Source organism: Mycobacterium sp. SMC-21 (assembly GCF_045310825.1).
In the GTDB taxonomy this organism is placed as follows: domain Bacteria; phylum Actinomycetota; class Actinomycetes; order Mycobacteriales; family Mycobacteriaceae; genus Mycobacterium.
In genome coordinates this window covers 57,373-82,576 of record NZ_JBJIAO010000015.1, presented here as the reverse complement: position 1 = coordinate 82,576, position 25,204 = coordinate 57,373, and the positions used below count along the sequence as shown (strand labels likewise).

The 25,204-nt window shown below is 65.4% G+C and carries 25 protein-coding genes; 6 read left to right on the top strand and 19 right to left on the bottom strand.

Annotation, left to right across the window (positions count from 1 at the left end; all coding sequences use genetic code 11):
* Window positions 1-39: 39 nt before the first annotated feature.
* The 7 genes from ACJH6H_RS16505 to ACJH6H_RS16475 all read right to left on the bottom strand — a co-directional run bounded on the left by ACJH6H_RS16505 (window position 40) and on the right by ACJH6H_RS16475 (window position 8,185).
* Window positions 40-2,094 carry a hypothetical protein gene (locus ACJH6H_RS16505; protein ID WP_406775349.1) on the bottom strand — a complete coding sequence of 685 codons (2,055 nt, stop codon included), beginning with the start codon at window positions 2,092-2,094 and terminating at the stop codon, window positions 40-42.
* Window positions 2,091-4,913, bottom strand: a complete 2,823-nt coding sequence (locus ACJH6H_RS16500) for an ATP-binding protein (protein ID WP_406775348.1) — start codon at window positions 4,911-4,913, stop codon at window positions 2,091-2,093. Before ACJH6H_RS16500 ends, ACJH6H_RS16505 begins: the two co-directional genes overlap by 4 nt.
* A 28-nt stretch (window positions 4,914-4,941) precedes the next feature.
* A complete protein-coding gene (locus tag ACJH6H_RS16495; protein WP_406775347.1) occupies window positions 4,942-5,220 on the bottom strand; it encodes a hypothetical protein in 279 nt (92 codons plus the stop codon).
* A 43-nt stretch (window positions 5,221-5,263) separates the two neighbouring features.
* On the bottom strand, window positions 5,264-6,232 hold the full coding sequence (locus ACJH6H_RS16490; RefSeq protein WP_406775346.1) for a conjugal transfer protein: 969 nt from the start codon (window positions 6,230-6,232) through the stop codon (window positions 5,264-5,266).
* Window positions 6,229-6,825, bottom strand: a complete 597-nt coding sequence (locus ACJH6H_RS16485) for a hypothetical protein (protein ID WP_406775345.1) — start codon at window positions 6,823-6,825, stop codon at window positions 6,229-6,231. Before ACJH6H_RS16485 ends, ACJH6H_RS16490 begins: the two co-directional genes overlap by 4 nt.
* 71 nt (window positions 6,826-6,896) lie before the next feature.
* Window positions 6,897-7,895 (bottom strand): hypothetical protein, encoded by a 999-nt coding sequence (locus ACJH6H_RS16480; RefSeq protein ID WP_406775344.1) that lies wholly within the window; start codon window positions 7,893-7,895, stop codon window positions 6,897-6,899.
* Window positions 7,892-8,185, bottom strand: coding sequence for a hypothetical protein (locus ACJH6H_RS16475; protein WP_406775343.1), 294 nt, complete (start codon window positions 8,183-8,185; stop codon window positions 7,892-7,894). The genes ACJH6H_RS16480 and ACJH6H_RS16475 overlap by 4 nt, the downstream gene beginning before the upstream one ends.
* Before the next feature lie 170 nt (window positions 8,186-8,355).
* On the opposite strand from ACJH6H_RS16475, the gene ACJH6H_RS16470 reads away from it, so the two are divergent.
* The 4 genes from ACJH6H_RS16470 (at window position 8,356) to ACJH6H_RS16455 (ending at window position 10,240) form a co-directional block, all read left to right on the top strand.
* The gene (locus ACJH6H_RS16470) at window positions 8,356-9,171 is read left to right on the top strand and encodes a hypothetical protein (RefSeq protein ID WP_406775342.1); all 816 of its coding nucleotides are present in this window, start codon (window positions 8,356-8,358) and stop codon (window positions 9,169-9,171) included.
* 35 nt (window positions 9,172-9,206) lie between these two features.
* On the top strand, window positions 9,207-9,686 hold the full coding sequence (locus tag ACJH6H_RS16465) for a hypothetical protein (RefSeq protein ID WP_406775341.1): 480 nt from the start codon (window positions 9,207-9,209) through the stop codon (window positions 9,684-9,686).
* Window positions 9,679-9,999: a hypothetical protein gene (locus ACJH6H_RS16460; RefSeq protein WP_406775340.1), complete on the top strand. Its 321-nt coding sequence runs from the start codon at window positions 9,679-9,681 to the stop codon at window positions 9,997-9,999. Before ACJH6H_RS16465 ends, ACJH6H_RS16460 begins: the two co-directional genes overlap by 8 nt.
* A 64-nt stretch (window positions 10,000-10,063) precedes the next feature.
* Window positions 10,064-10,240: a hypothetical protein gene (locus ACJH6H_RS16455; RefSeq protein WP_406775339.1), complete on the top strand. Its 177-nt coding sequence runs from the start codon at window positions 10,064-10,066 to the stop codon at window positions 10,238-10,240.
* A gap of 9 nt (window positions 10,241-10,249) precedes the next feature.
* On the opposite strand, the gene ACJH6H_RS16450 is transcribed toward ACJH6H_RS16455, so the two are convergent.
* From ACJH6H_RS16450 to ACJH6H_RS16405, 10 genes are all read right to left on the bottom strand, one after another.
* Window positions 10,250-11,536: a DUF1173 family protein gene (locus ACJH6H_RS16450; protein ID WP_406775338.1), complete on the bottom strand. Its 1,287-nt coding sequence runs from the start codon at window positions 11,534-11,536 to the stop codon at window positions 10,250-10,252.
* Window positions 11,536-12,138 (bottom strand): hypothetical protein, encoded by a 603-nt coding sequence (locus ACJH6H_RS16445; RefSeq protein WP_406775337.1) that lies wholly within the window; start codon window positions 12,136-12,138, stop codon window positions 11,536-11,538. The genes ACJH6H_RS16450 and ACJH6H_RS16445 overlap by 1 nt, the downstream gene beginning before the upstream one ends.
* Window positions 12,139-12,602: 464 nt before the next feature.
* A complete protein-coding gene (locus ACJH6H_RS16440) occupies window positions 12,603-13,154 on the bottom strand; it encodes a hypothetical protein (protein ID WP_406775336.1) in 552 nt (183 codons plus the stop codon).
* 99 nt (window positions 13,155-13,253) lie between these two features.
* A complete protein-coding gene (locus tag ACJH6H_RS16435) occupies window positions 13,254-14,315 on the bottom strand; it encodes a phospholipase D-like domain-containing protein (protein ID WP_406775335.1) in 1,062 nt (353 codons plus the stop codon).
* Window positions 14,312-15,751 (bottom strand): type IV secretory system conjugative DNA transfer family protein, encoded by a 1,440-nt coding sequence (locus tag ACJH6H_RS16430; RefSeq protein ID WP_406775334.1) that lies wholly within the window; start codon window positions 15,749-15,751, stop codon window positions 14,312-14,314. Before ACJH6H_RS16430 ends, ACJH6H_RS16435 begins: the two co-directional genes overlap by 4 nt.
* Window positions 15,744-16,934, bottom strand: a complete 1,191-nt coding sequence (locus ACJH6H_RS16425) for a hypothetical protein (RefSeq protein WP_406775333.1) — start codon at window positions 16,932-16,934, stop codon at window positions 15,744-15,746. The genes ACJH6H_RS16430 and ACJH6H_RS16425 overlap by 8 nt, the downstream gene beginning before the upstream one ends.
* A 34-nt stretch (window positions 16,935-16,968) precedes the next feature.
* Window positions 16,969-17,787, bottom strand: a complete 819-nt coding sequence (locus ACJH6H_RS16420) for a hypothetical protein (protein WP_406775332.1) — start codon at window positions 17,785-17,787, stop codon at window positions 16,969-16,971.
* A gap of 2 nt (window positions 17,788-17,789) precedes the next feature.
* Window positions 17,790-18,323: a hypothetical protein gene (locus ACJH6H_RS16415; protein WP_406775331.1), complete on the bottom strand. Its 534-nt coding sequence runs from the start codon at window positions 18,321-18,323 to the stop codon at window positions 17,790-17,792.
* A complete protein-coding gene (locus tag ACJH6H_RS16410; protein WP_406775330.1) occupies window positions 18,323-18,616 on the bottom strand; it encodes a hypothetical protein in 294 nt (97 codons plus the stop codon). Before ACJH6H_RS16410 ends, ACJH6H_RS16415 begins: the two co-directional genes overlap by 1 nt.
* A gap of 83 nt (window positions 18,617-18,699) precedes the next feature.
* Complete coding sequence (locus tag ACJH6H_RS16405) at window positions 18,700-19,605, bottom strand: alpha/beta fold hydrolase (protein WP_406775329.1); 906 nt, start codon at window positions 19,603-19,605, stop codon at window positions 18,700-18,702.
* Window positions 19,606-19,985: 380 nt separating this feature from the next.
* On the opposite strand from ACJH6H_RS16405, the gene ACJH6H_RS16400 reads away from it, so the two are divergent.
* Both ACJH6H_RS16400 and ACJH6H_RS16395 read left to right on the top strand, forming a co-directional pair.
* Window positions 19,986-20,360: a hypothetical protein gene (locus tag ACJH6H_RS16400; protein ID WP_406775328.1), complete on the top strand. Its 375-nt coding sequence runs from the start codon at window positions 19,986-19,988 to the stop codon at window positions 20,358-20,360.
* An 87-nt stretch (window positions 20,361-20,447) separates the two neighbouring features.
* The gene (locus ACJH6H_RS16395) at window positions 20,448-20,867 is read left to right on the top strand and encodes a hypothetical protein (protein WP_406775327.1); all 420 of its coding nucleotides are present in this window, start codon (window positions 20,448-20,450) and stop codon (window positions 20,865-20,867) included.
* An 827-nt stretch (window positions 20,868-21,694) separates the two neighbouring features.
* On the opposite strand, the gene ACJH6H_RS16390 is transcribed toward ACJH6H_RS16395, so the two are convergent.
* Together ACJH6H_RS16390 and eccE are read right to left on the bottom strand one after the other, a co-directional pair.
* On the bottom strand, window positions 21,695-23,506 hold the full coding sequence (locus ACJH6H_RS16390) for an AAA family ATPase (RefSeq protein ID WP_406775326.1): 1,812 nt from the start codon (window positions 23,504-23,506) through the stop codon (window positions 21,695-21,697).
* On the bottom strand, window positions 23,503-25,203 hold the full coding sequence (gene eccE, locus ACJH6H_RS16385; protein ID WP_406775386.1) for a type VII secretion protein EccE: 1,701 nt from the start codon (window positions 25,201-25,203) through the stop codon (window positions 23,503-23,505). Before eccE ends, ACJH6H_RS16390 begins: the two co-directional genes overlap by 4 nt.
* Between the last annotated feature and the right edge of the window lies 1 nt (window position 25,204).

The window sequence follows — 25,204 nt, the reverse complement described above, 5'->3', positions numbered from 1 at the left end:
GGTCATCTGAAAATGGCTGCGTCGGTGGCGAAGGGTCGATCACTGGCGCTCATCGGGTCGTGGGGCCTGGCGCCCGGGCGGCGCCGTCGGCGGCGTGTCCACCGCCGGCGCCTGGGGTTTGGCCGAGCTGCTGTTGTGGCCCAACCCGTTGGGTGGCTGCCCGACACGGTTCTGGGGCTGCGCCGCAGGCTGATTGCCTACCGCGCGACCAGGTGCCGCACCGTGCGATCCGCCGCCATGTCCGTGCCCGTTGCCGTGGTGGAGGCGATGAGCCACCGTGGCGGCGGCTTTGGCGGGGACCGCGACCTCCGGGGCAACAGCGGTCGCTCCCGCCCACGCCGCGTCCTTGGCCGCGGTACGACCCGTCTGCGCGACGGCCGACCGGGCTCGTGAACCGCTTGACGGTGGCGGTGCGACGCCGTCTCCGGTGGGAGGCTTGGGCGATCGCGGTCCCGTGGGGGGCGCGGTCGGGGTGTTGCCGCCCGGCCGATTCGGACCGGCGCCACTGGCACTGCTGCCCGGGGTGCCCCGCCCGGGTCCGGTGGTGGGTGGATGGGCTTTGCGCCCCGGCGCTTTCGGCCCGGTGCCGTCGGGATCGTTCTCGCCCTTTCGGCCTTCGGCTCGCGACTTGCGGAAGTCCCGCAACCGATCGCCGGCACTCTTGATCACCCGCCCGGCGTAGTCGACTTCGTTCACGGTGCGGGCAGCCCCGGTGACAGTGCGGTACGTGCCCTTCACAGCCCGGATCGGGCCCGGAATACCGCGGTCGCCGAACATCCGCAGGAGGGCAATCCGGAAGGCAAACGCTCCTGCAACAGCGATGAGCGTCATCACCAGCACCTTGGCCAGAGGGTCGGTCATGCCGATCGTGCCGGGTAGCGTGCCTCGAGTCACGCCAGCCATGATGAGCACCAAGATTCCCAAACCGGCTGTGCCGGCGATCATTTCGGCGCCATGCAGCAGCATTCGTGCAGCTGCTTTCTTGGCTGCCTGCCGAGGCGGACCGGGGAAGGTTGCCATCGCCGCAGCAGGCACCAGGATCAGGACATTCCAGAAGGCTTTGAACCCGACACGGAATGCCTCCATGCCCATGTAGTCGACCGCGAGCAGGATGACGCAGATACCCAGATTGCAGCAGAAGAACAACCCGACGGTCAGAAAGTCGAGGTGCAGCGCGTGCTCGTACGCCTGCGGCGCACACGCCTTGATGTACGTCGCGGGGGCGTCGCCGATCCCGCTGAGCAGCCCTGCGTTGTATTTGGCGGCGCAGCCGGGGATGGTGTCGATCACCTGTCCGAAGGTCAGCAGTTGCATGATGTCGCGCACAAGGACGTCCACCAGCCAGGAGCACAGCGTGTCGAGTTGGGCGCTGGTGCCGCCGGCGGCGACCGGCCCATTGTTGACCACGCCCTGGGCGATCGAGTAACCAATGGATCGGCCCATCCCGAGCACCCCGTTGTCGCTGACGAGGTCGCCAACAGGGTCGCGCAGCAACACCCAAAACAGGATGAGCGCGACGAAGCCGCTGAGGATGATACCGATGCCAGCCGCGTATCCCGTTGTGAGGCAGATGAATCCGCCGACCACGACGCAGACACCGACGCCGGCGGCAAGCAGGTGCGTCCTGGCGACGATCATTTTGAGGGTTTCCACGATCGGCTCGGCGATGGCAGCCAGCCATCCCAGCCACACCACGCCCAATGCGAACTTGACGATCCAGATGCCCACCGAGCAGATGAAAATCAGGAACGCCGTCTCGGCGGCGAGTGCCTCGTTGAGCTGAGCATAGGTGCCGGCGGTTGCCAAGGACGACATGATCGCCGGCCCCCACGTCTCCGGTGAGACGCCGAACTGCGGGCCATTGGACCCGATCATCTCCGTCAGCGGCACCACGGCAACGAAGTGCGCGCCGATCGGCACGCCGTAGCTGTCATGCAGGCCGGTGAAATTCCATGCCGCCGAGAGGGTGTCAGCGGTCGCGTTCGGCGCGAAGTACACCGCGGTGATCGAGAACGCCCAGATCGCTTGGAACATGAACCATACCCGCCGAACGCGTGGCCGCGTGTACATCCACGCGGCGATGGTCTCGCTCATGCCGCCCACCCCTCGTCGGCCATATCGCGGGTGTCGAACGCGTCCACCAACTCCTGCTGCACCGGGGCGAGCATGTCGACCAGCCCAACGCGGCCCAGGTCATCGAACAGGTACGCCAGACCGCGTCCCTCCTGGACACGCGTGTCGAGCACCTCCGGGTATTCGTCGGGATTAATACCCAAGCGCCGGAACGATTCTCGTGCGTAATCACGGTCAGTCGGCTTGAACGGGGTGATGACCCGCATGGGGAGATTCTGGATGCCGATGCCCTCGAAATGCTCGACATACTGCGAGATTGCCAGCAGCCCGTACTTCTCTTTGCGGCCCTGTAGCCCCATACGCTCAGCGTCTTTGCGTCCCACCGGTGACGCGAAATACTCGCGCGCCTCCTCGGCGACGAGGAACCCGAAGGCATCCGGGCGACGTGTGCGGGGATCGGTGTAGGTCAAACGGGTCAGCGAGGCGATCATGCCGTACACCGCCAAACCTGCCCTGGCGCGGGGCGTTTGGCGTCGATAGAGGTGCACTTCCTCGGTCTCGGACGTCGATGGCAGCTGCAGGCCCCCGAGCGTCCAGATCACCGCGTCCTTTTCCGACAAGGGAGGTGCGGGCAGCGACTCGTCGAACATGGCTCGGCAGTAGTCTTTTTCGGAGAAATAGATCAGGCTGTCGGCCAGTTCCTCATACTCGGCGTATTCCTTGCGATCCAGGTTTTTGAACCAGCGGACCAGACCGCCAAGAGAATGTGCGACACCGTCGTCGGGGCGCAACAGCCGCGCGAACTGGCGCGCCGGTACGGACACCGCGTCCATGCCCATCATCGGCAACAAGTGGTCGAGGGTGTGCTCGACGGCGTCTTTGCCCGGGAAAATCTTGAGGCCGTCCAGCGACCACTGCCCGGCGACTGGGTCGATCAGGACCACGCGGTCGCCATGGTGTCGCAACGCCGGCACCCATTCGCGCATCGTGCCCGGCTCCATGATCGAGGCTTGGTGGCCGCGCTTGATGAGGCTGTCCACGACGCGCTTGCAGGACTGCGACTTTCCGCCGCCGGGCGCGCCGAACCACAGCATGCCCGGTGCTCCGCGCCGGTCCTTCATCCCCTCGAAGTCGAGCAGCACCATCTTGTTCCGGCGGGTGGCCAGATTGCGGGCGAACGGAATACCGGTGTCGTGGCCCAGGACCGAGGACACCAGCGGCGCGTAGCGTGCCCACTGCCGGGTGGTGGTCGGCTGTGAGAACTGACTGTGCGGGGCACGCCCTTCGCTGCCGGGATGTCCAATCTCCCACAGCGATGACTGTGCGCCGCCACGTGCGGCGAGAACCGTGTCCAGTTCCTCGGCGAAATGCGTCTTGAGCTGCTGCACAGCGTCCGCCCGTGCCGCTTCGGTCGCCGCCCCGATCGCCAGGACGGTTGTCGAATGCGTCGCCCGTTCCAGCGAGCTCGAGTTCAGTTCCCGCTCGTAGTCTTCGCCCGCGGCGTATCGGTCTGCCAGGTCCGCGTCACGGGCGCCTGAGGTCTGAAACGACTGGTCGTTGAGGTTGCGCTGTGCACGTTCGACCCGATTGAGCTCCTTTTCCCGGGCCGTAGTACTCACGTGCTGGTACCAGTCGCAATCGACGTCTGCGCCGAAGTGCACGTCGTAGGCGGATTGAAGGATTTCCGCGCCCGGAAAACGCAGTCCGCCGCGAGGCAGTTCGGCCACCGGCAGTAGGGTCTGGTAGCTGGAACCGGCGGGACCGCGAAGCACGACAACGGGTTTGCGCGATGGCCACGTCCGCCGCCACCACGAACGGTGCGCTTTGCGGGCGTGCTGGTCACCCTCGTCGAACTCGACAGGCAGCATCCACTCGAAATCGGAGGAGGTCAGCTGGCGGGGACCACCAGCGGCATGCGGGAAGGGCCGGGACACCGCTCCCCTGGTCCAGTGCCGCTCATACAGCCACTGGATTTGCTGCGGTGTTGCCGGCCGCGCCTGGAACTGCGCGGGAATCTTGCTGAGCAGTTCGTCGACGATCGCGCGGAACCCTTCGAGGGTGTCGGGAGCGTCGTGGTCGCGACCGACGACGGTGCTCGCGAATTTCGCTACTGCGCCGGCGCCGCTGCGGCCGGCCATGCCAGCATCGACCGGTATCCGGACACCGAAAACATCTTCGTAGAAAGGGTTTTCGCGTACGAATGGTTCCCACTGGCGGACCTCACGCACCCAGCGCGGCTGGTGCTCGCGGCCTTTGAGCATGCGTTGCAGCAGCAGCGTCGGGTCAACCCGTGCGGACATGCCCCAAAACACCATGCCCGACGGCAGCTGGCGGACCAAGGGGCGGTGGGCATTGGCAAGCACGCGGCGCTGCTCGAACGGCTCCATGCCACTGGCCTGACCGGAGAGGATAAAGTCCGCGTAGACACCACCTTTGGTGAAGACGAGGTTATCGATTACCGCTTTCGGCGGCGACTTCCACGGGTCGCGCTTACCGTTCGCGGCGGCCCGGCTCTGTGTGCCGATGAAACTGTTGAGCAGCCACAGCATCCGGTACTCCGGTGAGGGTCGGCTGATCGGAATTTGCCGGGCCAGGTACACCAGGAATGCTGTGAGGATCACACCGTAGATGAAGATGGACCTGGCGTGCCCGGAGTCGAACCAGTGGTAGGTGGCCCAGCAGGTGCCACCACCGAATACGACAACGGCGGCGCCGTCGTATCTGCCCCACGGCCCCAACAGAAGTCGGGTGTGCTCGTCCAGATAGCCGAGACGGATCGGGAAGTCCATCACACCGCCGAAGGAACGGGCGGTGCTATTTTCGTCGTAGTTGTCGCTCACGTGCGCATTCCCCCTCAGGTTTTAGGCGCTACTGCCCGTACTGGCCGCGCGTGATGCCGCCGGTGTGGTTGTCGATCGTCTGCTGTGCGGAGTTGACCAGACCAGCGGCTCCCAGCGTGATCGCCGCCAAGGCGATGGCGCCGATCAACTTGCCGGCGGCGGCTCCGAATCCTTTGTGGTAAGCGAAGATTGCGGTCAGAACGCCCACGATGAGCAGGCCGATCGCGCCGGGGACGCGAAAGTCGTTCCAGAATGTGACGGTGCCGGTGAGGAGGTCTCCTGCGGCCAGTGTGGTGGTGACGATCATGGTCGTTGTGCTCCTTTGGTGGTGAAACCCGAACTGCCGGTGGTCAGTTCGTCGATTGTTGGGCGCTCGTGACCGGTACGGGCACGATGTCGTCATTGAGGGACATCAGCGGTGAACGGTTGATCCCGGCAACCGCCCAGTGCCCGCCCACGCCGCGCAGGGTCAGCGGGTAGCTCATCGACACGTTCGCGTATTGCGAGGACAGCGCGGTGACCGCCGCGAGCACCTGCGCGGTCTGCCCGTCGGCGGGCTGCGCGGGCACGGCCGAGGCCGCGGTGACCGCGGTGACCACCGATATCGGGTTCCCTTTGTCGTCCTTGAGGGCCACGTACGGCGCGCCCAGGCTGGTCAACAACGAGTCCGACGTGACGAACTGCTCGACGCCTGTGGAGGCTGTCAGGTAGGCCGTGAGGAATCCCGAGACGACCTTGTAGGCGGGATCGGTCGGAGCCAGCGTCGTCGGGTAGTCCTGGGCGAGGTCCGCGCCCGGACCGGGCCCCTCGACGCGGTACGGCAGTCCTGCCGCGCGAGGACCGAATTTGGTCCACAGCACCGCGACCCGGTACATCGCGCGACTCGGTGCCGCCGCGTCGTAGGGCCGCTGGTTGATGCCGACGACCACCGAGTACACCTCGGCAGCATCGTCTTTGGCGGCGGTGCCTTCAGCCGTTACAGCCACCACCGTCGGGGAACCGATCACCAGCGCCGGGGTCGTCGGCAGATTCAGATGGGACGGGTCGACCGACACGAACTGGCCGAGCGCCTTACCGGTGGAGCTGGTGGCGGTCAGCCAGGTGGTGACGTAGTCCTCGGCGAACGAACTGACCACCGCGGACTTGTTCACAATGCTGCGCGCCGGCGTGACGACATCGGTGGGACGGCCGAAAGCGAAGTCCCACAGCGTGTTAAGACCACTGATCGCCGCCAGCACAATGATGACGATCGTGCCGTAGCGGCGCAGCGCCGACGACGATGCGCCCACCCGCCCTTGCCAGGTCTTGTTGAGCTTCATGCCGGCGCTCCCGCCATGCTGCCGACCGCCTCCCGCATGACCAGCGCAACGCTGCCGCGCTGAGCGGCGTCCGCGACAGCCCAACGGTCGATGCTTGGTTGCAGCTTCTCGTCGATATCGGCGACCGCCTGGGAGGCCGCGTGCCACCCGGAGGCTCCCTCAGTGTTCAAGCGATCGACCATCTCGCGCACCCACGGCATTCCTTCACCGTTGCCGCGCGTGGACGCCGCGTACACGAGCGCGGTCAGCGGTGCCACTGCCATAACGCGCCAGGTGACGTCGGCAGGTCCGTGCCCGCTGAGCGTGAGGACGTCTTCGGCGTAATCAGCTGCGCGGCTCAGTGATTCGAATCGCAGTTCGCGGCTGGCTGCGCGCATCCGGTGCTGCATGGCGGCGGCGTTTACATGCCACATGCCCAGCAACACGGCCACCGTCCACAGTGCGACCCAGGGCAACGTCCCCAAGGTTGCGGGTGTCATGTTCGCGGGAAACATCAGCTCCGGTCCGGCGCCGGCGACGACCATCGCTCCGAAGATGGCGGAGCACAAGGTCAGCGCGCGGCCCGTGGTTTGCAGCGCTCGTTGGTCGTGCATCCATCCCGGGATATTCCGATCCAGTCGAATGAGGTGCGGGAGCTCAGCGTCGATGCCGTGTTGATCCATCATCAAACCGCCTCGTGTCCAAGGATTTTCAGGGTGCTGATGGCGAACGTGGCATCAACCGGGTCACTGCCGTCACTGCCCTGGCTGCCCAGCGGGGACACGTTCGGCGGCGGGATTGGCGCTCCTGTGGTGTTTGAGTCGCCAAACACGCTGGCCAGGCCGCCACCGGGGCGCGGTGCTGTCGTGGGCGCAGCGGCCGGGTCCGCCGGCGGCCGCTCGGTCCAGCGGATCAGCATCTTGATCCGCGACACCAGCACGGGCTTGAGCGGCTGAATCGCTTCGCCGTGCACGTCCTTGGTGTCCTGCGTGATCGGCGTGATCGATGGGTTGTCCGGAAAGCTGTACTGCACCAGGCGTACAACCCGGTGCTGCGACCACTGCGTGACGCCGCTGGCGTCCTGCCCGACCCAGCCGCACGTGCAGGAGATGGCGGTCACCATGTAAGTGCGGCCCAGATCAAGCATGATCACCTGGCCGTCGCCGCCGCCCCGGACGCAGACGAACGCATTGTGCGGATCGGTCCCGCTCATGGTCTGTGCGGGCGTAGAGCCTTCCGCGCACGATCCGTTCGCATCGGCGGTGTACGGCAGTGAGCGGTCCCTACCGGGGCTGTCGGTAGCGGCCGCAGGGCTTGGCGGCGGTTTCGCGACCGCTACCGCCTGCGGCTCACTGAGCGACCCGCCACTATTCGGCGCGGGCTTGCTGTCATGGGAATACAGGATCACCGAGCCCGCCAGAGCAGCGACGACACCAGCGGCGACCAGCCCGCCGAAGCCCCACAGCAGCTTGTGATCAAACCGCTCTTTGGGCGGTCCGTCCTGCCCGGCGTCGAGGTCCACCGGCCCCGTCGGCGCGTCGTCATCGTCGTCAGCCATCAGTGCGGCGACATCGACATCGCCGAGGTCTTCGGCGTCGTGGTCATTGTCTGGGGTGCTGCTCTGCCCGTACTGCTGCAGACCGCGTCCCCAGTCCTCGTCGGAGAGTGCGTCGGAGGTGGTCATGAGGCCGCCCGGTGGCTGATCACGCGCATCGTTGATGCGCTGGGCTGACGGCGCTGCACCAGGGCAGGCGCCATGTCGACCACCACGGGCGACGGCGCCGTAACCGGTGCCGGACCCACCCACATCGACGGCCACGCCGGCACCGCACTCGGCACCTGGTGAACACCGCCGGTGGACAACGTGGTGTTCCGTGACTGCATGTTTTCGCGTCCCGGCCACGTCGGAATCGAGTCGACCATCGCCTGCGTGACCGGCGGCTTCGGACGCCCACCGCCACTGCATGCCAGCATCAGAAAAACGATAAATACCAGCGCAAACAGCACTAGCGCGCTGACTGTTGGCACTCCCACGAAAGCTCCCCTCGATTGCCTGGCGACAACAGTCGCTCCAGCGACTACCCTCACCTCTATGCCTGTCGAGTCTGACAGATCAAAGCAACAACGACAATAGGTGAACACACATGCGACAGATCACGCCTGATCGTTACGACGAACTGCGGCACGAATGGATCACCGAGCACGCCGGCATCTGGAACTTCCAAAAACGGCGCGGCGAGAAACTGAACCGGCAGATCCGCAAACGCACCCGCATGACAGCGGGCGCACGACCAAATCCCTATGACGACAACCTGACTCACCCCCACTGGGCTCGCAGAGGGTCCACCGTGGAAATCAGCCTGGAAGCAATCATCGTCCTGGCCAGCGCACTGCTCGCGCCCCTGGGATGGGCGGCAGGCAAGCTCCTATACGAGCTGACTGTCCAGTACATCCCGGCCCGGCTGCGCGCCTATCCGATCCCCGCGCTGTTCGCTACCGCCGTCGGCATCGGGGTCCTCACCGTCCTGCTCTACAGACCGGACGACTCCCTGTACCGGACTCTGCTTGCGCCGTACCTGCTGGCGCAGATACCCGCGACGTTCGCGGTCGCCGGCATCTACGGCATCTTGAACGGGTGGCTGGCCATCGACGGCTCCGCGACATGGTGGCCAATCACCCCGCCGCCGCCGCCGGTCGACCTCAATCTGCCGTTCGGCCCTGACGACCTCACGGCCCCACCGGTATTCGACGTCGGCGAACCACTATCGGCGGTCGACATGGCACCGGTCACCCAGATCACACAGTCCCTGCAATCACTGCACCTGGTCAAGACCGGCATAGCAGTCTGCGCCATCGGGGCCGCGTGGATGATCGGCGCGGTCGCGGTCGGCGTCAAAGATGCCCTCACCGACGCCGCTTCCACGACGTCGTGGACACTGCCAGCCCCGAGCGCGCGCTGAGCGCGAAACCTCAACCACTTCAAGGAGTTCGACACATGTTACCGACAACATCACTTCGACCATGGACCTTCGCGACCGCCGAGAACGGCGAGGGGCTAACGCACACCTGGATACGCGACTGGGCCACCGACCGCGACCGCCTTCATGCCGGCGCCGCGGCCGCGGGCTGGCAATCGCACTGCCTACTGGACGTCTACGACCACGCACTTCTGAGAACTCTGACGGTCACGGCAAGCTCGCGCGACAAACTCGCCAACCCGCGCCGCGAACCGCACATTCTGATCACCGTCGCCCCCCACATTCCGTGGACGCTCCAGCCCTTGCCGCAGCTGGCGGGCATGGGCCGCGCCATCAATATGCACCTCGCCGTCGTCTCCGACCACCTGCGCACAGCCAGATACGGATGCCCTTTCACTCCAGCTGAATTCGCCGACCAGATCGGAGGGTGGTACCCCGCCCCGCCGCCAGCACTCCCCCGCAGGTCCATGGGGACGGGGCAGCCCGAGCATGAGTGAAACCGCGGTCAACTTCCACGTCGCCAGCGTGACAGTCCGGCACGCCGGTCTGGGCAGCGATGGATGGTTCGTCTCGATCGACGGGCACGAGCTCAGCGGCGGCGGTAGCTCCCTAAGTGAGGTACAAGCCGCGCTCTGGAACACCCCCGTTGCTGGCGGTATCGCTACCGTCGCCGAATGCGGCTCGATTCCTGTTCCACATCAGGCAGCCGGGCGCGTGGCGTCGATGACTTTGGCTGATCTGTCGATGGTCCCGGGCGGCGACGCCGTGACTGTGGCGGTACGAGACGGCGACGACCCGTGCGCAGTCTGAGAACAACCACTGGCTGTCTGAACCGCCTCGTACACTCACTCACCAACCGGGAAGGCGGACCAGCGTGACACCCTCCGAGACGCCCAGCAGCTCCGACATCAACATCATGTCGGTTTTCATCGCCGCCGGCGCAGACCCCGACCGCCTTGCCCGCTGGATGCGCGAGAACACCGACACCCAGACGCCGGTCCACGCCCGTGCCACAGCCGGTGAAGCGCTACGGGCACAACACCGTCGGTAGCGGCGCACCTCATAAGCCGGAGCCCTCAGACGGGGGTTCAATATCAGCGTCGGACTGCTCGGTCGAAGGGCTCCGCGCCGCGCGGTCAGACATCGTGAGAGGAAGGTCGGGCATGTCCTCGTCGGTGCGCCAGTTCCACACCGACACACCGGCAATCGACTCCTCGCCGTCAGCGTCGCCCGCGGGGCGGTCGATGAACGCCGCTACTGGCGGTGTGGTGTCGGTGAACGTGAGCGACGCCATGGTTGTTGCGCTTCCGTTGTACGCCAGCACTTTCCGGAACGACCGTCCCGCGTCGACAGCGGTGCTCAGCAAGGTGCGGTCAGCATCGCCGGTGAACGGCAGCCAGTTGCGGTCCGTGGTCATCAGTGACAACTGTTCGACGGTCGCATACCCGGCCCGCGACACCGAAAAGGTGCAGATCGCCACCAGGCGCACATCGCCCGGCTCCGACATCTGCCAGTGTTCCAATTCGACGGCAAATCGCTTGGCGAGCTTGCGGTACAAATCCTCCTCGAGGAACCACGGATGCCCCGGCAGGTGCCGGATCTGGAGCTTGAATCCGTGACTGGTCGCTTCCAGCGCCTTGACCTCGCCCACTCCGATGAGCAGCTGCGTGGTTTTACCCGGTTGCCGCCGCGCTGTTGCCCACGCCTTGATGCGGCGCTGTTCCAGCTCAGCCTTACGGTCGGCCGAAAACGGCTCGGGTACGAACAACGCAGGCCCGAGCGGATTCTTACGAACCAGCTTGCCGTCCACCGCCATTCGCAGACGACGGTGGACCACCGCCCAGGAACGATGTCCAGCGAAACTTGGCTGCCACGTCGTCAATTCGGCTTCGTCCCACAAATAGTGCAGCACCGCCTTTAGAGACAACTTGTTGCCGCTGGCTTGAACGGTGTCCGATGGAGTTCCCGAAGGCTCGGGCGCTGCGCGACCAGCGGATTTGGACAGCGAAAACCCCAGGCGCAGCACCGTTGTTCCGTCCGCAGGGTTGTCCACGATGGACTGCTCAGCTACCGCGCCGTATCCGGACAGTTCTTCCGGCGGCAGCCAGGACCGGCACCGATGGTGATGGCTGCCTGCGGTACCCGGCATCCGCTTGACGATGAGCTCGTGCCCGCTGCTGGCGATGTACATCGGCACAGGCGGATACTGGCACAGGCACAGCGGCCGTACATGAAGTGCTTTGGCAGCACTGAGGACCTGCTGCGACGATAAGGAGTGCACGTCGTGGATGCGGCGGCCCTCCACCTCAAACCCTGTGGGCTGTTGGCCGTCCAGCGTTGGTGTCATTACTGCCGCCCTTCCCTTCGCGACGCGAATGAATCGCGCTGCCCTGAGGGAACTTCCGGTGTGAACACGGCTGCGGGGTCGTCGATGAGCATGCCGGCGCTGAGCGGTGCGTGCTCAGCCGGACGTGGCCAGCAGCGAACCGCGACGCCAAGGACTCCGCCCAGGAGCACAGCGGCGGTGAGCGACCATAACGCCGGCTCTTTCACTGCCTCGAACAGGTGAGGCAGATAGGCGCGGTAGTCGAAGTCGGTCGCAAACGGAATATCGGGGTCGGGCGGTGCGTGTCGGTCGCTCAGCATGATTTCGGGCAGCGCAAGAACCGCGAACGGGGCCGTCATGACCAGCACTAGCGCACTCGTGAGGGCTGAGCCGAATTCTCCTAACACGGTACTGAATACCGCGAACGTGCCCAGGCACACGATGGTGACAGCGAGGGACACCTGGACCCCGATCGTGCACCAGGCTAGGTCGGTCTCGCTGACATGCAGCCATGCAGGTACGTCACGCCGGGGAGTGGTGGTGAGGCCGACGAGGACGCTGCCCGGTCCAATAACGATGAGGGCGGTGGCGCCGGCAAGTTCCAGCCAGCCAGGCTTTTGCATCAGCGCTTTCCTTTCGTGAGCACTTGGTCGTCTCCGAACAGTGCGAGCTGGACCGGATGCCGGCGGACTTTCTGGCGGACCGCTGGTTTGGTCCGGGATTCTCGGTGGGCGACCTCTGCAATGGCGGCTGTGGCGATCGCCGGCGGCACGGCGTGGGGGTGCGGGCTTGATTCAATGACTAGTCGCATGGCCGGGGGCACGAGCTTCCAGTGTGGCCCGCACATGAAACCGGTGCACGGGGTGTCGCAGTCGTTTGCGTGGCACGTGCCCGATGCTGAGCTGTTCTGAGACATACGTTCTCCGTGGTGCGATTGGCTGGTGTTCATCGACGTTGGGCGGGTGCTGTTGGACCCGGCGGCCCGGCCGCTGCGGTGCGGAGGCGAGATGGTGGGAATGTCTTCGTCAAACTCGGGGTCGTCGTCGGCGATCAGGAGCGCCGTGGCAGGCAGGAGGCTCATGGCCGCTCACTTCGACGGCAGCAGGGAGAGGGCGCGGGCGTTCTCGATGGCGTCGGCGGCGACCGATGGCCACACCGCCGCATTGTGACCATCGGTATGCCAGGTGCAGCCCTGTCCACCGGCGCTGATCGGCGCATCGCACACTTGGCTGTGGTGCCATGGGCAGCCGGCGCTGAATCGTTCGATGGCGGCGCGCAGTGACGGGTGCGCGGAGACGGATAGCACGATCGTGCCGGTGGTGCTGTGGTAGTGCCAGCGGCTCGATGCGACACCGAGTTCGCGTAATTGTGCAGCAACAGAGGCTAATTCGCATTCAGGCAGGGTGCCGATACCACACTCTGTCGGACGTGGCCTCCATCGGGGAATGCGGGCATCGAGGACGATGAGCGGGTGTCCCTCCATGCCGACGGGAAGGAAGCGCACGATCCGGTCTCCGCTGATGATCCGGACGCCGCAGCGTTCGACGAGAGCGGTGTCGGGTTGCTCGGTGGCATAGAGCCAGCAGAGCCCAGCGTCGAGCGCGGCGCGGAACGTGGGTGCGGCCAGGGTGGTGCTCATGTTGATGCTCCTTGATTACGCTCGCCGACGATGTTCGGCGCGGTGTGATCGGTTCCTATGGCGGCAGGTTCAACGGTGGGCATGATGGTCTCCTTGTTGTCACGCCGGCGTGGCTTTGTCGAAGTCGGCGGCGAATTGGTTGTGTACTGCCGCAACAATGTTCGGGGCAGCGGCCTTGTCGAGCCGGATGGACAGCTCCCGGTTTTCGGTCAGGCTCTTGGTGGATAGGTTCTGGCTGCCGATGATGAGGGAATCGTCTGTCAGGACGATCTTTTCGTGCATATACAGAGCGTTGGGCGACTTGGGCAGGACGCGTACGGCACAGCCGGCGTCCTTGACTTGAGTGACGGCGGGCGTGTCCGCGTCGTCGGCGTTGAGCACGATTTTGCAGGGGACGCCGCGGCGGGCGGCCTGAGCGATGGAAATCGCTGCAGCGTGGTCTTTTAGCTCTTCGCTGGTCACGTTCAGCACGTCGTGCGCGGCGTTGATGGTGCGGATGTATTCGGCTCGGGCGGCGGGCGACCAGATCAGGCCGGGTGCGGCAATGGCCTGTGATAGGCGGCCGGTGTCGGTTACGGCGTAGTCTGCGTCGAATGTCGCGGCGACTGCCGAGACCTGTTCGGGCACAGTAGAAACGATCATGGCGTCGCGTCCGGTTGGGTAGTATTTCGCGTCGAAGTTGGCGGTGCTGATGATGGCGGTGTCGTCGTCGATCACGACCGACTTCTGATGCACGATGGTGCGCGCTGGTGCCCATTTGACGTCTACCCCGGCAGCTCGCAGCCGCGTGTAGGCCGGTTGGTTCACTTGCTGTCCGTGAAATGCGCTGTCCAGCAATACCTTGACGTCGTCGCCGCGGGTTTTCGCGTTCTCGAGCGATTTCTCAATGGCGTCGTCCGCCAGTTCGTAGATGACGACGCGGACCGACTTTTTGGCGCCGTCGATGTGTGAACTGATGGTGCTGTAGCCGGCCTGGGGCTCCTGGATCAGGGTGTACGGCCCGTCGGTGATTCCCGTTGTGCTGGAGCCAGTCAGGCCGGGGATGGGTAGGTGGCTGCACCCGGCGACCGTGATGGTCACGGCGGCGAGGGCGGCTCGGGTGAGGTTCTTCAACGGTTGATCTCTCGTTGTGATGGTCGGATGTGTTGTGCCGTCGGTCATTCACCGACGATGAATTGCCGTAGTCGGTTCATGCGGCTGGCTGCTGGGCTAGGTCGGGTTGACGCTGCTGGCACGAGTGGCGCTCGGCCAGCTCGTCGGAGCGCGGCTGCGCTCGCCTGGTCGTATAGGACCCGGAACCGGCTCCAGTCGGGAATCTCGACGCAGTGGCCGAGACCGCCGCGAATAATCAGTCGGGCGTGTTCGCGGTCGGGAGGCAGCAGCTCCTGCCATCGCAACCCTGCACCGAAGTCGCTGTTCAGGCTGCGGTGACCGTCCGCCTGCCCGAAGCTCTCCGATCGGCGGAAGGTTAGGCCAGACCAGCTTTCGGGGCCGGTGAGCAGCTTTTCTTCATGTGCGCCGAACATGATGATGTTCGCCGGAAAAATCTTGCGGAGCTCGTTGGCGTACACCGGGCCATAGACAGTGTCGAGCTGTTCTGAGTCCTGCACGCAGGCCAGTACATTGACCCCCAGCCCGCGACCTTCCCCGATAATGCGGCGAAGACTCGGCAGCGGCGCGGTGTTGGGTAGCTCGTCGATCGCGATGAGGAGCCGGTGCATCTGCTCTCGCTGCGCGGTCTTTTCTCGCCAGCGTCGGTAGAGAGATTCGAGCATTGTCACCGCTGCGCCGGCCACGGTGCCGTCGGCGGGCGCGAGGATGAACACGGTCGCTTGTGGGTGATCAAGGAACGAGGGATCAAATGTCCACGGGATGTCGCTGCCCATGGCAATGTTCAGGCTCATGCGCAACCAGGGGGTGATCGCCTTGCGCATCGTGATTGCCACCGAATCACGCTGCCGCGCTTCCATGTTCAGGATTTTCGTCATCCCGATGGCGAGCACTTCATACTGGTGGCACAGGGCCGCCGCTTGCAACCACCCCGGTTCGGCGGCGCCTTTCTCGGTGGTGTCCATGTTGTCGACGGCCTTGAGTACCCAGTCCATGCCCATGCCGTTACCGTTGGGCGATGCCGCGTAGAGGAAGGCGGCCAACGGGCCGGAGGCCTGTGACTCCCACACTCCCCCGTCGGAGACTTGGTCAGCGCCGCTGCCCATGCCGACAGTGGCCATCTGCATGATGTTTTCAGCGATGGTCAGCGCCTCTAGCGGCGTTTCAATGGTGGTGGTCGGGTCGTAGATCATCGACTGAACCCCGGCCGGGTAGGTCGGGTTGGCGATGGGCCGGAAGTCGATCACTGCGGTCGGCCCGTGCCGGCACTGCATCACCAAGTCGATGATGTCGTCTTTACTGTTCACGACCAGCGCCGGTCCGCCCCACAACGAAATCGCGGGGGCGAGAAGGCGGCGGGTTTTACCTGTCTCGGTTGGTGCGGAGATGAGGCAGTGTGCGGCCGTGCGCGGTACATAGAGCTGGTCGCGGCCGTTGACTTGGCGTCGCATGAAGCCGAGATACGGTGTCTGGGGCTCCTTATACATCCGTCGACGCCCCCCAGGATGACTGCGCCCGCAGTACGCGCAGGTGTCCGTAGATTGCGCAGAACGGTGGTGCGCTGCGCGCCACGATGTTCAGAACGAACATCGCAACCAGGCACCAACCCAGCTCGGAGGGCTCCGGTGTGCCGTTGGCCGCCGCGAGCACGACTAGCATGCCGAAAACCAGCACGGTTTTTTCAGCGAACAGGTACACGAACGGGAGGATCACGGTCATCGCCCAGGCGATCGGATCGGCACGACGCGGCAGTGGCCGCGCCCCGTGCACCGTCTCGAGCAGTGCGAGCAGCCCCAACGCGGACATCGTGAGCAGCATCACCGGCGGCGCGAGGATGGCGCTAATCAGCCTGTGGCCGGCCAACAGCACCGGATCGATGAACGCGAATGGGGTGACGTGCGTGTGGATGTAGACGTGCGTGAAGACGGCACACCAGGCGATGACAATCGTCATCACGATGGTCCGGGCAGTCTTCGTGGCGTAATGGACGGCGCCAGAGAACGATTCGATCAGAGGGCGTCCCACGACCGTCACCCATGAGCGCACCGCACGGGCGGTGTGCACTGGCCGATCCCAACCGAGTGCGTGAGCCCACCGAGGCACGGGAGCGACACCGTCGGTGGCGGCAGCCGGCCGGAGTTCCTCGTCGATGTCTTCGTCCAAGCCGCCCCAAGCCTCCCATCGCTCGGTGATGTCGTACCGCGCCAACATGCAGTCCAGGTCGTCGTATTCGATGCACAGCTTCCCGGTCACGTCGTGTACGACGGCCGCCGCTACGTGGCGCTTGGGCAAGTCAGGGCTGATCCAGAAGGCCACGACCGTTGCGGTTAAGGCCCGCACCTCGTTCTCGTCTTCGACGGCCGACGATGGGTCGTACTTCATGACCGCTACGAGCGTCGTGGCCTGACGGTGGACGTCGCGCAACTTCCGGAGGCTGCGATAGCCGTAAGCGCCGCAGCGGCAATCGTCAGCCGGTTCGCAATGTCCCGCCGGCTCGCAGATGGCATTGGCGTACATGCTGTCAACCCATCGGGCCTGATGTGAGGTCGCCGCAACAGGCAGTAGGGACCACTTCTCGACGTCAATTTCAAAGGTGCACACGGCGTAGGCCGCCTGTGGGGCGACCACTTTCATGATGGTCTGTTCGGGGTTGTCAGCCAGAGAGGTCATTGCACGCTCCTGCGCGGTCGAAGGGAACGGGGTGTCAGCGCAGATCGCCGAATAGACTCCAGGTGGTCACCGTCAGGTCTGGGTGTTCGCGCTCGACGATGGGATGCCAGCAGTGCCGGCAGGTGCCGATCAGCCAGTCGCCGTCACCGCAGGCATCGGACAGGTGGACGTCGAGGACGTGGTCTTGGTCGGGAGACCCGCTGCACCCTGACGGGTCCAGCAGCGCGAATGCCTCACCGGCTGTCCTGGGGCTGTCGTGGCGCCCAGCGGCGGCGCGCATCGCGCTCAACGCGGCGGACGTGTCATCGCTGGCCAGCCAACGCCGCATCACCGCGCGGTCGAAGACCGCCGGCCGCGCGAAGTTCCGATTGTCGGCCCGCAGCAGGTCCTCCACCGACGCGCCGTATCGGCCTTCTGCGCCGCGCACCGCGTGCTGGGCCAGATCGAGAAGGTCACCCCAGTTGGGCAGGATCGGCTCGGCCGGGCGCCCGGTTGGGCCGCTGGCCAGGGGCGGCAGTCCATAGCTCGGGTTCGCGCGGATGAACTCTTCCAGCAGCGGCCCGTGGTCGGCGATGACATGAAATCCGTCTGCCGCCAAACGATCACGCAGGACCGGATCGGCGATGAAGCTGTCGAACGCGGCGGTTGCGGTTGACCACCCCGATTCGCGCCGATGCCAGCCCCACACCTGATTGTGCGCATCGAGCAGCGCCCAGCCCGGCGTGCGCCGTGTCAGGAACAGGATGTCGTGTCCGGACCAGATCCCCAACAGGTCGCCGTGTTCGCCGCCGCGCAGCGGGCGCACGTATCGAAAGACCGTTTCATTGATCGCCGCCGTCATCAGAGCTGTCATCGTCAAATCCCTTGGTCTAGTCTGCTTTTGGTGTCGCTGAGTTGCCCGTCGGTGGCGTTGGAGTACTCTCCGCATCCGCCTGCGCCGAAGTTCTGCCACGGAATGAACCGCCACGTTCCGTCACGCCGGGGGCAGAAGAATCCCCATGCCTGGGTGCGGCGACCGGTCAAAACGATGGTCAGGCACGTCTGCTCTCGGCCGGTGTCGTCGCGAAGAAGCTGTACGCGGTGGCGGTGACCGGCACGTCGAAACGCCAGGCTCCCCGGGCCGCGCCAATGCGCACCGTTCTCGGTGACCTCGGTGTAGGACCCTGAAACGATCAGCGTTGCGAAGCTCCACGGGTGCGAATGCAAGGCGGGTGCATCATCGGAGCCAACGAAGCGATGCAGATACAAGTTATGCCAACGATTTCTCGGCACGAGGAAGTATCGGTGCAGATACACGCCCCGCTCGGAGCGGATAACCTGGTGCGGTCGTCCACTGAGAAGTGTACGCAGCCACGGTTTTTCGGTGGGGGTGCTGACAATGGCGCTCATCAGCGCTCACCTCGCCGGTTGACGCATCGGCGATGGCAGACCTCACAGCGCAGCATGCCAGGGCTGTACGGCACGGCGGCGCACTCCACGCACAGGCCACGGCGGTACGCCTCATCAGCGGACAGGTGTTCGCCGGCCGTGGCGATACCGGCCACCCTCCGCGCATAAGCGACCGCCTCAAAAGTGAAGGGGCCGAACACATCCACGGTGAGGCCGTGCTGCTCATACCACTGGTACAGCGCATCACGCACCGCCCCGTTCACCCCGCCAGCGAACACGGCCTCAACACTCACCCCGCTCGGCGACGCTGTCGGTGTGCGGGACGCCGCGTGAGGTACCTGAGAATCAGCTCGCGGACGCTCAGCAAGGGCCATGATCACGCGCCCACCCCGCTCACGACAGTGCGCAGCGACCGCACGACAGCTGCGATTTCGTCCGCGACCTGCACGGGGCGCTCGTGCAAGAGCATGTGCCCAGCGCCGTGGAACTGACGATGCCGGGCACCGGGAATCGCGCTGGCCATCTCGTACGCATGCGCTGCGGGTGTCACGGTGTCCGCGTCACCGCTCAAAATGGTGGTGGCGGCACCAATATTGCCCAAGACAGCACGCTGGTCGAAGCGGCGCAGATGCGGCAGGAACCCCGCAGCGGTGCTCAGCGCCGTCGTCGACAGCGCCGCACTGCACATCGAGCACAGCACACGTCGCTCGGCGCGAGCGCATCCCCGGCACAGCCCGACCAGCTCGCAGACCGGCCGTGAAAGTGCTCGCACCGCGTGCTCAGCCGCGTAAGCGGGGGTGTGCGCCACCAACGCGGACAGGAAATCCGGTGCAGGAGTGGACAACAACCGCCCCAATCCGCGATCGCACAGTTTTCCCGCAGCGGTGGCCACCAGCACCAGCCCCTGCGGGCGCACAGGCTGTCGATCAACCGATCGCGCGCTGTACGTCATCGCCGCCATGCCGCCCAGCGAGTGTCCGGCGACCGTAAGAGAGCCGCTCACCCGCAGCGCCATGAGCACATCGGTGAAGTCGTCGGCGAGCTGTTCGACGTGATACGTGCTCATCGGCGCGCAGCTAGAGTCGCCGTGACCACGGTGGTCGTATCGGATTACCCGCACCGCGCAGCCGAGCAGTTCGTGCAGCGCCTTGTCGATCACCTGCCAACTGCCGGCGCCCTGGCACAGGCCATGCAGAAGCGCGACCGTGTGCTCGGCATCAACTGGGCCGCTGTCATACACGGCCAGGGATACACCGTCGCGGGTCAAGATGGTCTGGTGCACCGAGCGCGCCGCGCGTGCGGCGTGCGGCACGGTGCACACGGTCATCGCGGTCGCCTCGCTGAGGAGAGCGATCCAGCGCTACCGCCTGGCCGCAGCTGTTCACGTCGACGCTGCAATCCAGGGTTGTTCACGCGGAGTCGAAGCGACCGCTCGGCATCGGCAGTCAAAGGTCGGTACGCCCGTGATCGAGACCGAATCCAAACTGGCACAGTGCTATTTGAATCAACACCAGGAGCTCCCTGCGCGAGGGCGCTGGAATCCTCGGCGCCCGCGCGTGGTGTGTCCATCGCTTCATGATGTCAGAGAGAAGCAGGTAACACAACCCGTAAACATGCTAATGTTTACGCAAAGTTGATTGATTTACCGCCGTGGAGGACACCATGACTGTCGAACCCACCACCGCTCGTGAAGCGCTCGACGAGGCCCGCTTGGACATCGCCGCCGCGCAAGACGCGCTCCGCGACGGCGACGACCTTCGCCGTGCCCAGTACGCCCAAGCAGCCATCGACAGCGCCGCCACCACGCTGCTCGACCCCGCCGCGATCCGCCGCGAAGTGCTGGCCGCGAGGTTCTTCCTGAGCGCCGGCTTGGCACTGGACGGACGGGCCAACACCTGCGGTGCGGACAGCATCCACACTGACGAGGAAGCCTCCGGGCTAAGCCCTGAGGACCAAGCCTGGCTGCGCAACTACCTCCAGACGCGCAAACAGCGAACCCTCCATGCGCTCAGCGCGGATAACTCCATCGGGCTGTAGGCAAACGCGAACCGCGTTCGCCCAAACGCGGTCTGCCACAACCCATTCACGCCAGAACCATCGAACCGAAACAGGAGCGGGGAACGCATGGACCGCAACGACGACGTGCTGTCCAACTGCCTGCCGGTAACGCGGGGTGTGCGCACACGACTGCTCGCCATCCTCGCCGATGCGTACCCAAGCATCCTGATCACCAACGACATCCAGCGACGACTGCGAGCCAGGTTCGGCTGCAACCACCGTTACCGCCGGGAAAACGACGACCCGCAACACATTCCTGCCTCACTCCCCCGTGACTGCAAGTTCGGGAACGACTGCCCGGGTCAATGCTGGTACGCCCAGGCATATCCGCAGCTACGCCGACTCGCCGCGCTCGGCATCATCGAGTGGTACCCGGCTCACGCCGGCGGGCTGTCCGCGTCGTGGCGCCTGGCCGACCCCGCCAGTGACCTTCCCGACGATCCACCCCCGGTCGCTGTCATCGACTTGGACGGCCCGCGCGTGTAGTCGACGCCGTGGTGCGCCGATAGACACGGCTGTCCCCCAACCAATACCATTCGTACCTATGTTCGACAGTTGGGCGGGTTCGCTGGCTCCCAGCGTCCGGAGGGCCGTGAGCCCGCCACGACCGGTCCTGGTCGACCTCACCCGAATGATCCCCGCGCCCGATGACGCCTTCCGACTCGATACCGTGCCAATGTGGACGAAACTCGACGGACTGGACGTCAGCTGCGAGGTCACCGGCCTCGTCCACGGATGGGTCAAATCCGCCCGGGGAAGCTGGCTGGCGCTGGTTAGCGTCGATATTCCCACTGGAAACCGCGAACGCCAGGCAACCGTGCACCATTTGTGCGCGGCCCGCGCATTGACGCCGCTACCGCCGAACACCACACCCGCAACACTCCTGCGGAACGTCCAGCCCTGAGCGTGCACCGTCGCCGAGGCGACGTGCGGGACGTGGCCAGAGGCGCAGCTACCGGCCGCGCACTTCGAGCAGTCAGTCGAGTAATTCGTCGGCGGTTCGATTCCACTTCGCGGCGCGGTCGCTATGGCCAGCCGCCGTGCATGTCAGTGCAATTCAGGGGCGCGGTCGCCGTGTCCGACGAATCGGTAATGAGCCTCTGTATCCGAGCCGCCTGTTACAGAGAGGTCGCGCACATACCAAGATCGCTGACCATCGCGCTTTGCCGTCCCGAAACTGCTGGGGTAATCGGACGGTTGCGCGTATACCAGGCAGGCGACGTGACCATCCATGCTGCCGCCGCGAAAATGTTTGTGACCCGCACATCCAGTGCGTCCATTGGGACAACGCACAGAATCGGACACCTCTGCTCCTAGATGAAGTTCTTGTACTCGGCCGGCAGGGTCGCGTACAGGCCGTCGGCCAAGTCGTCTTCGGTGATGAGGGTGACTGCGTCGTCCGGGATATCGGACCCGATGTCCGGATCGGCCATGTCGACAGCGTCGAGGCCGAAACTGTCCATCATGCGCAGGTTCCGGATGGTGATGGCGCGTTCGACGATGTTGCGGGCGAATCGACCGTTGTTGAGCTCGTCGATTCCCCGGATGGTGTCACCGTCCTCGGTGATGGTGATCTTGTTGTACAACTTGGTGAATGGCTCCATCAGGACGCGCGCCAGGGCGCCTGGATGAACGGTGCTGTCGCCGTGCTTGATGATGGACGCGGTGATCTCCAGCAGGACATCGGGCGGATACGTCTCGAACCGGATGGTTGTGGAGAACCGGCCCTGAAATCCGCGGTTGTAGTCGATGACTTTTTGGACCGCCGCCGGGTAGCCCGCGGCAATCAAAACCGCCTTGTCCCTGTTGTTTTCCATCCACGGGACGATCGCACCGATGATGGCCTGACCGATCGGGTCGCCGCCGGCGAATCCACCGTGCAAGAGCTCATGGAACTCGTCGAACAGCACCACGCCGCCGAGCGCCTTCTCAAGCATCGTGCTGGTCTGGAACTCGACATCACCGACGTGTGGTCCCGCCAGCTTCTCCTTGCTCGTCTCTTCGACTTTCGACGTCGGCAGTACACCGAGCCCGCAGAGCGTCTTCGCGATCGCCTTGGAGGTCTCGGTCTTGCCTACTCCGGGCGGGCCGGTCATGAGCAGGTGGTTACTGATCACCGGGTTGCGTAAGTTCTTGCGCTCCCGCACGATTCGCGCCAGCGTGTTCGCTTTGAGCATGCGAACCTGGTTCTTGACGTCATCAAGGCCGACCATGCGGTCCAATGTCGCTTGGGCTTCGGCGAGCTGTGCGCGGGCGTCGGCCGCGTCCTTGTCGTCTTGCCGCTGCTGGGGTGTGCGCCCGGTAGCCGGGTCCCAGGGATCGTCGCGGGTTTCGATGGTGGCCTGATCGACTACGGAGATGCCGAATGTTGAGTCCGCGAGGGCCGTACGCGCCAGTTCGTAATCCGGCCAGCGCAGCAGCACATCGCCCAGAACCGTGCGGGCGGTGTCCTCATCGCCCTGTGCTCGGGCGATCATGGCCCGCAGGTAGGTGCCGTCACGCGCCACCGGGTCTTCGTGGACGGCGGTGTTCAGAGGGAAGGGCGAATCGGTGGCGGCGTCCACCGCGGCGCTGGCCCGGTCGAACTTGCCAAGGTGCGCGGCTGCTTTGGCTTCCAACAGGGCACTCGACCGTGACAGCACGTCATCGTGCGTCCAGGCTTCACGCCCGGCCAGGGCGGTGAGCACGTCCGGCCAGCGTTCGGTCATCTGCATCAGGACAGCGCGGGTGAACTGGACCCGCGGGTCAGTGCGCAGCCCGGCCAGCACTCGGCTGGCTTCGTCGAACTTGCGGTCTCTGAGCAGAAGGCTGACGTAGGCCAGCCGCGCCGTGGTGACGTCGCTGATGGCCGAGGTCACGTATTCGACGCTGAACGTCACGTCCAGCTGCCCGGGGGTGACGCCGGCGCCGCTGATGCGCAGATCCGAGCCCAGCCGGTCGCTGGTCTCGGCGAGCCTGGACACCGTGCCGACTGACCAGTCGCCGGCGGCCATCCGAGCCAGCCAAGCGTCTGCCATTCCCGGATCGTCTTCGGTGGCCAGGCGCAGCACCTCCAGCGCCTTGCGGGGATTGGTGGTCAGCGCTTTGACGCCCGCGCGTAGTGCTTGAATGCTCCGAGGACTCATCGGCGGGGACTCCCGTTGGTTTGTACGCGCAGGTGGGACAGGATGTGTGCTTCGTTGCGGGGGCGCATGATGCCCAGCTCAATAGGCCGCGATCGTGCGGGAGTGTCGATGGCAATCCGGTTGGCGCCGATCTGACGGATGCGAATATCCGAATCCGAGGGCAGCGCTTCACCGACCGGCAGAACCGTGACCAGGGAGTGTCCGCGTTCGCCGCTTTCGCGCAGCACCCGCTGAGGCTCGGCTCCGTCGGCCACGATGAGGGTGGCGGTCGCGGACCGTTCCTGGCCACGGGCCATGGCGATACGCAAGTCATCGCAGATCGGCCGCCACAGCCCCGGCCGCTCGGTGTGAATCTCGGCGGTGCAGCCCGACGACGTCGCGCGCAGCACCAGCGCTTGCACGACGTCGAGGTCGGCGGCGACCGCGACGCGCAGGAACTTGACCGGATCGGTCCACGACATCAACAGTGGCACACCCGAGAGTTCGGCCATGCCGTGCAGGAACCCGGTCGGGCCGACCTGGACGGCCAGCGGCGCGCCCAGGGGCCGGGTCGACAGCGGCAGGCTCATGGATCGGTCGCCCATCGGCAGGGTCGCGGCCAGCGCCTCGAATGCCTGCCCGGGGACCGTCTTGAGTGTCGAGAGCGGTGGATGGGTTTGCGGGGCGCTGGTGTGGATGCGCACCAACGCGCCGACCTGGAGTTCCCTGGTCTGCTTATCGCGCGTGATACGCACCAGCACAACGGTTTTGCTTGACCGGATGGTCCAGAGGTCATTGAGGACGCGGGTGCTCAGGTCCGCGCCGGACATCTGATACGGCGTGACGTAGTCGTTGCCCAGCTTCAAATTGGTCCACCCTTCCTCATAGGCGGACAACTCCCGGCCGCCGAGCAGTGCGGTGGTCGCGGCGGTGATCTGTTCTACGCTGCAGGTGGTTGCGCGGCATCCGGATCGGACGACGGCTTGCCGGATGCGTTCGGTTGCGGCGGCGATGGCTTCACCTACGTCGCCGCGGTAGCGCAGAGCGTCCAGGCAGCCGGTGGGGCGCAGGCGCAGCACCAGCCAAGTCCGCCGCGAACCGACGGCCGAGCGGTCGCTGACCATCTCGTCGTACCGTGCGGTGAAGCGCCCATCGGGGGCGGTGCGGGCACCGTCGCTGAGCACATCCACCGACTCCAGCTCGAGTCCCCCGAACTGTTCGAGCAGCTCGCCGCACAATTCCAGCGGGACGGTATCGCGGGAGTCCGCCCCTTCGGACACCAGCACTGTGGGCGCGTAGGGACGGCCGTGCAGGGCGATCATCGCGATCGCGTACTGGCCGTCCCAGGTCAGGGCGCTCGCCCCGACACTGGGCAACTCAGTCGCGAACGGGGTGGGGACGGTTGCGCGGGCTTCGCGACGCCGCGCGCTACGGCGATTGCGGCGCAGCCGCCAGGCCCGCGCCGCCCATTCGATCGCAGTGGCGCCCCGGTAGTTGAGTGCGGCAATCACGAGGACCAGCAGTGCGATCGGGATCAGTGCCCACCACGGTGCGACAGCCACCAAGGGGGCGGCCAGAACCGTGGCGATCACCTCGGCGACGATGGCGCGGCGAATCGGCAGCCGCACCTGCCATCGGGGCAGCCGGTGCCCGGGCTGGTCCTCACTGAGGTCCTCAGCATCGAGGGTGCTCAGGTCGGTCACGTCCACTCGCGGCATG

Coding starts and splice junctions, on each gene's coding strand:
- ACJH6H_RS16430 (WP_406775334.1), bottom strand. CDS start 15,751: ATGTATAAGGAGCCCCAGACACCGTATCTCGGCTTCATGCGACGCCAA.
- ACJH6H_RS16465 (WP_406775341.1), top strand. CDS start 9,207: ATGTTACCGACAACATCACTTCGACCATGGACCTTCGCGACCGCCGAG.
- ACJH6H_RS16390 (WP_406775326.1), bottom strand. CDS start 23,506: ATGAGTCCTCGGAGCATTCAAGCACTACGCGCGGGCGTCAAAGCGCTG.
- ACJH6H_RS16425 (WP_406775333.1), bottom strand. CDS start 16,934: ATGACCTCTCTGGCTGACAACCCCGAACAGACCATCATGAAAGTGGTC.
- ACJH6H_RS16460 (WP_406775340.1), top strand. CDS start 9,679: ATGAGTGAAACCGCGGTCAACTTCCACGTCGCCAGCGTGACAGTCCGG.
- ACJH6H_RS16495 (WP_406775347.1), bottom strand. CDS start 5,220: ATGATCGTCACCACCACACTGGCCGCAGGAGACCTCCTCACCGGCACC.
- ACJH6H_RS16435 (WP_406775335.1), bottom strand. CDS start 14,315: ATGACCGACGGCACAACACATCCGACCATCACAACGAGAGATCAACCG.
- ACJH6H_RS16485 (WP_406775345.1), bottom strand. CDS start 6,825: ATGCACGACCAACGAGCGCTGCAAACCACGGGCCGCGCGCTGACCTTG.
- ACJH6H_RS16400 (WP_406775328.1), top strand. CDS start 19,986: ATGACTGTCGAACCCACCACCGCTCGTGAAGCGCTCGACGAGGCCCGC.
- ACJH6H_RS16440 (WP_406775336.1), bottom strand. CDS start 13,154: ATGAGCACCACCCTGGCCGCACCCACGTTCCGCGCCGCGCTCGACGCT.
- ACJH6H_RS16480 (WP_406775344.1), bottom strand. CDS start 7,895: ATGACCACCTCCGACGCACTCTCCGACGAGGACTGGGGACGCGGTCTG.
- ACJH6H_RS16450 (WP_406775338.1), bottom strand. CDS start 11,536: ATGACACCAACGCTGGACGGCCAACAGCCCACAGGGTTTGAGGTGGAG.
- ACJH6H_RS16420 (WP_406775332.1), bottom strand. CDS start 17,787: ATGACAGCTCTGATGACGGCGGCGATCAATGAAACGGTCTTTCGATAC.
- ACJH6H_RS16470 (WP_406775342.1), top strand. CDS start 8,356: ATGCGACAGATCACGCCTGATCGTTACGACGAACTGCGGCACGAATGG.
- ACJH6H_RS16505 (WP_406775349.1), bottom strand. CDS start 2,094: ATGAGCGAGACCATCGCCGCGTGGATGTACACGCGGCCACGCGTTCGG.
- ACJH6H_RS16445 (WP_406775337.1), bottom strand. CDS start 12,138: ATGCAAAAGCCTGGCTGGCTGGAACTTGCCGGCGCCACCGCCCTCATC.
- eccE (WP_406775386.1), bottom strand. CDS start 25,203: ATGCCGCGAGTGGACGTGACCGACCTGAGCACCCTCGATGCTGAGGAC.
- ACJH6H_RS16475 (WP_406775343.1), bottom strand. CDS start 8,185: ATGCTGGCATGCAGTGGCGGTGGGCGTCCGAAGCCGCCGGTCACGCAG.
- ACJH6H_RS16395 (WP_406775327.1), top strand. CDS start 20,448: ATGGACCGCAACGACGACGTGCTGTCCAACTGCCTGCCGGTAACGCGG.
- ACJH6H_RS16490 (WP_406775346.1), bottom strand. CDS start 6,232: ATGAAGCTCAACAAGACCTGGCAAGGGCGGGTGGGCGCATCGTCGTCG.
- ACJH6H_RS16415 (WP_406775331.1), bottom strand. CDS start 18,323: ATGAGCGCCATTGTCAGCACCCCCACCGAAAAACCGTGGCTGCGTACA.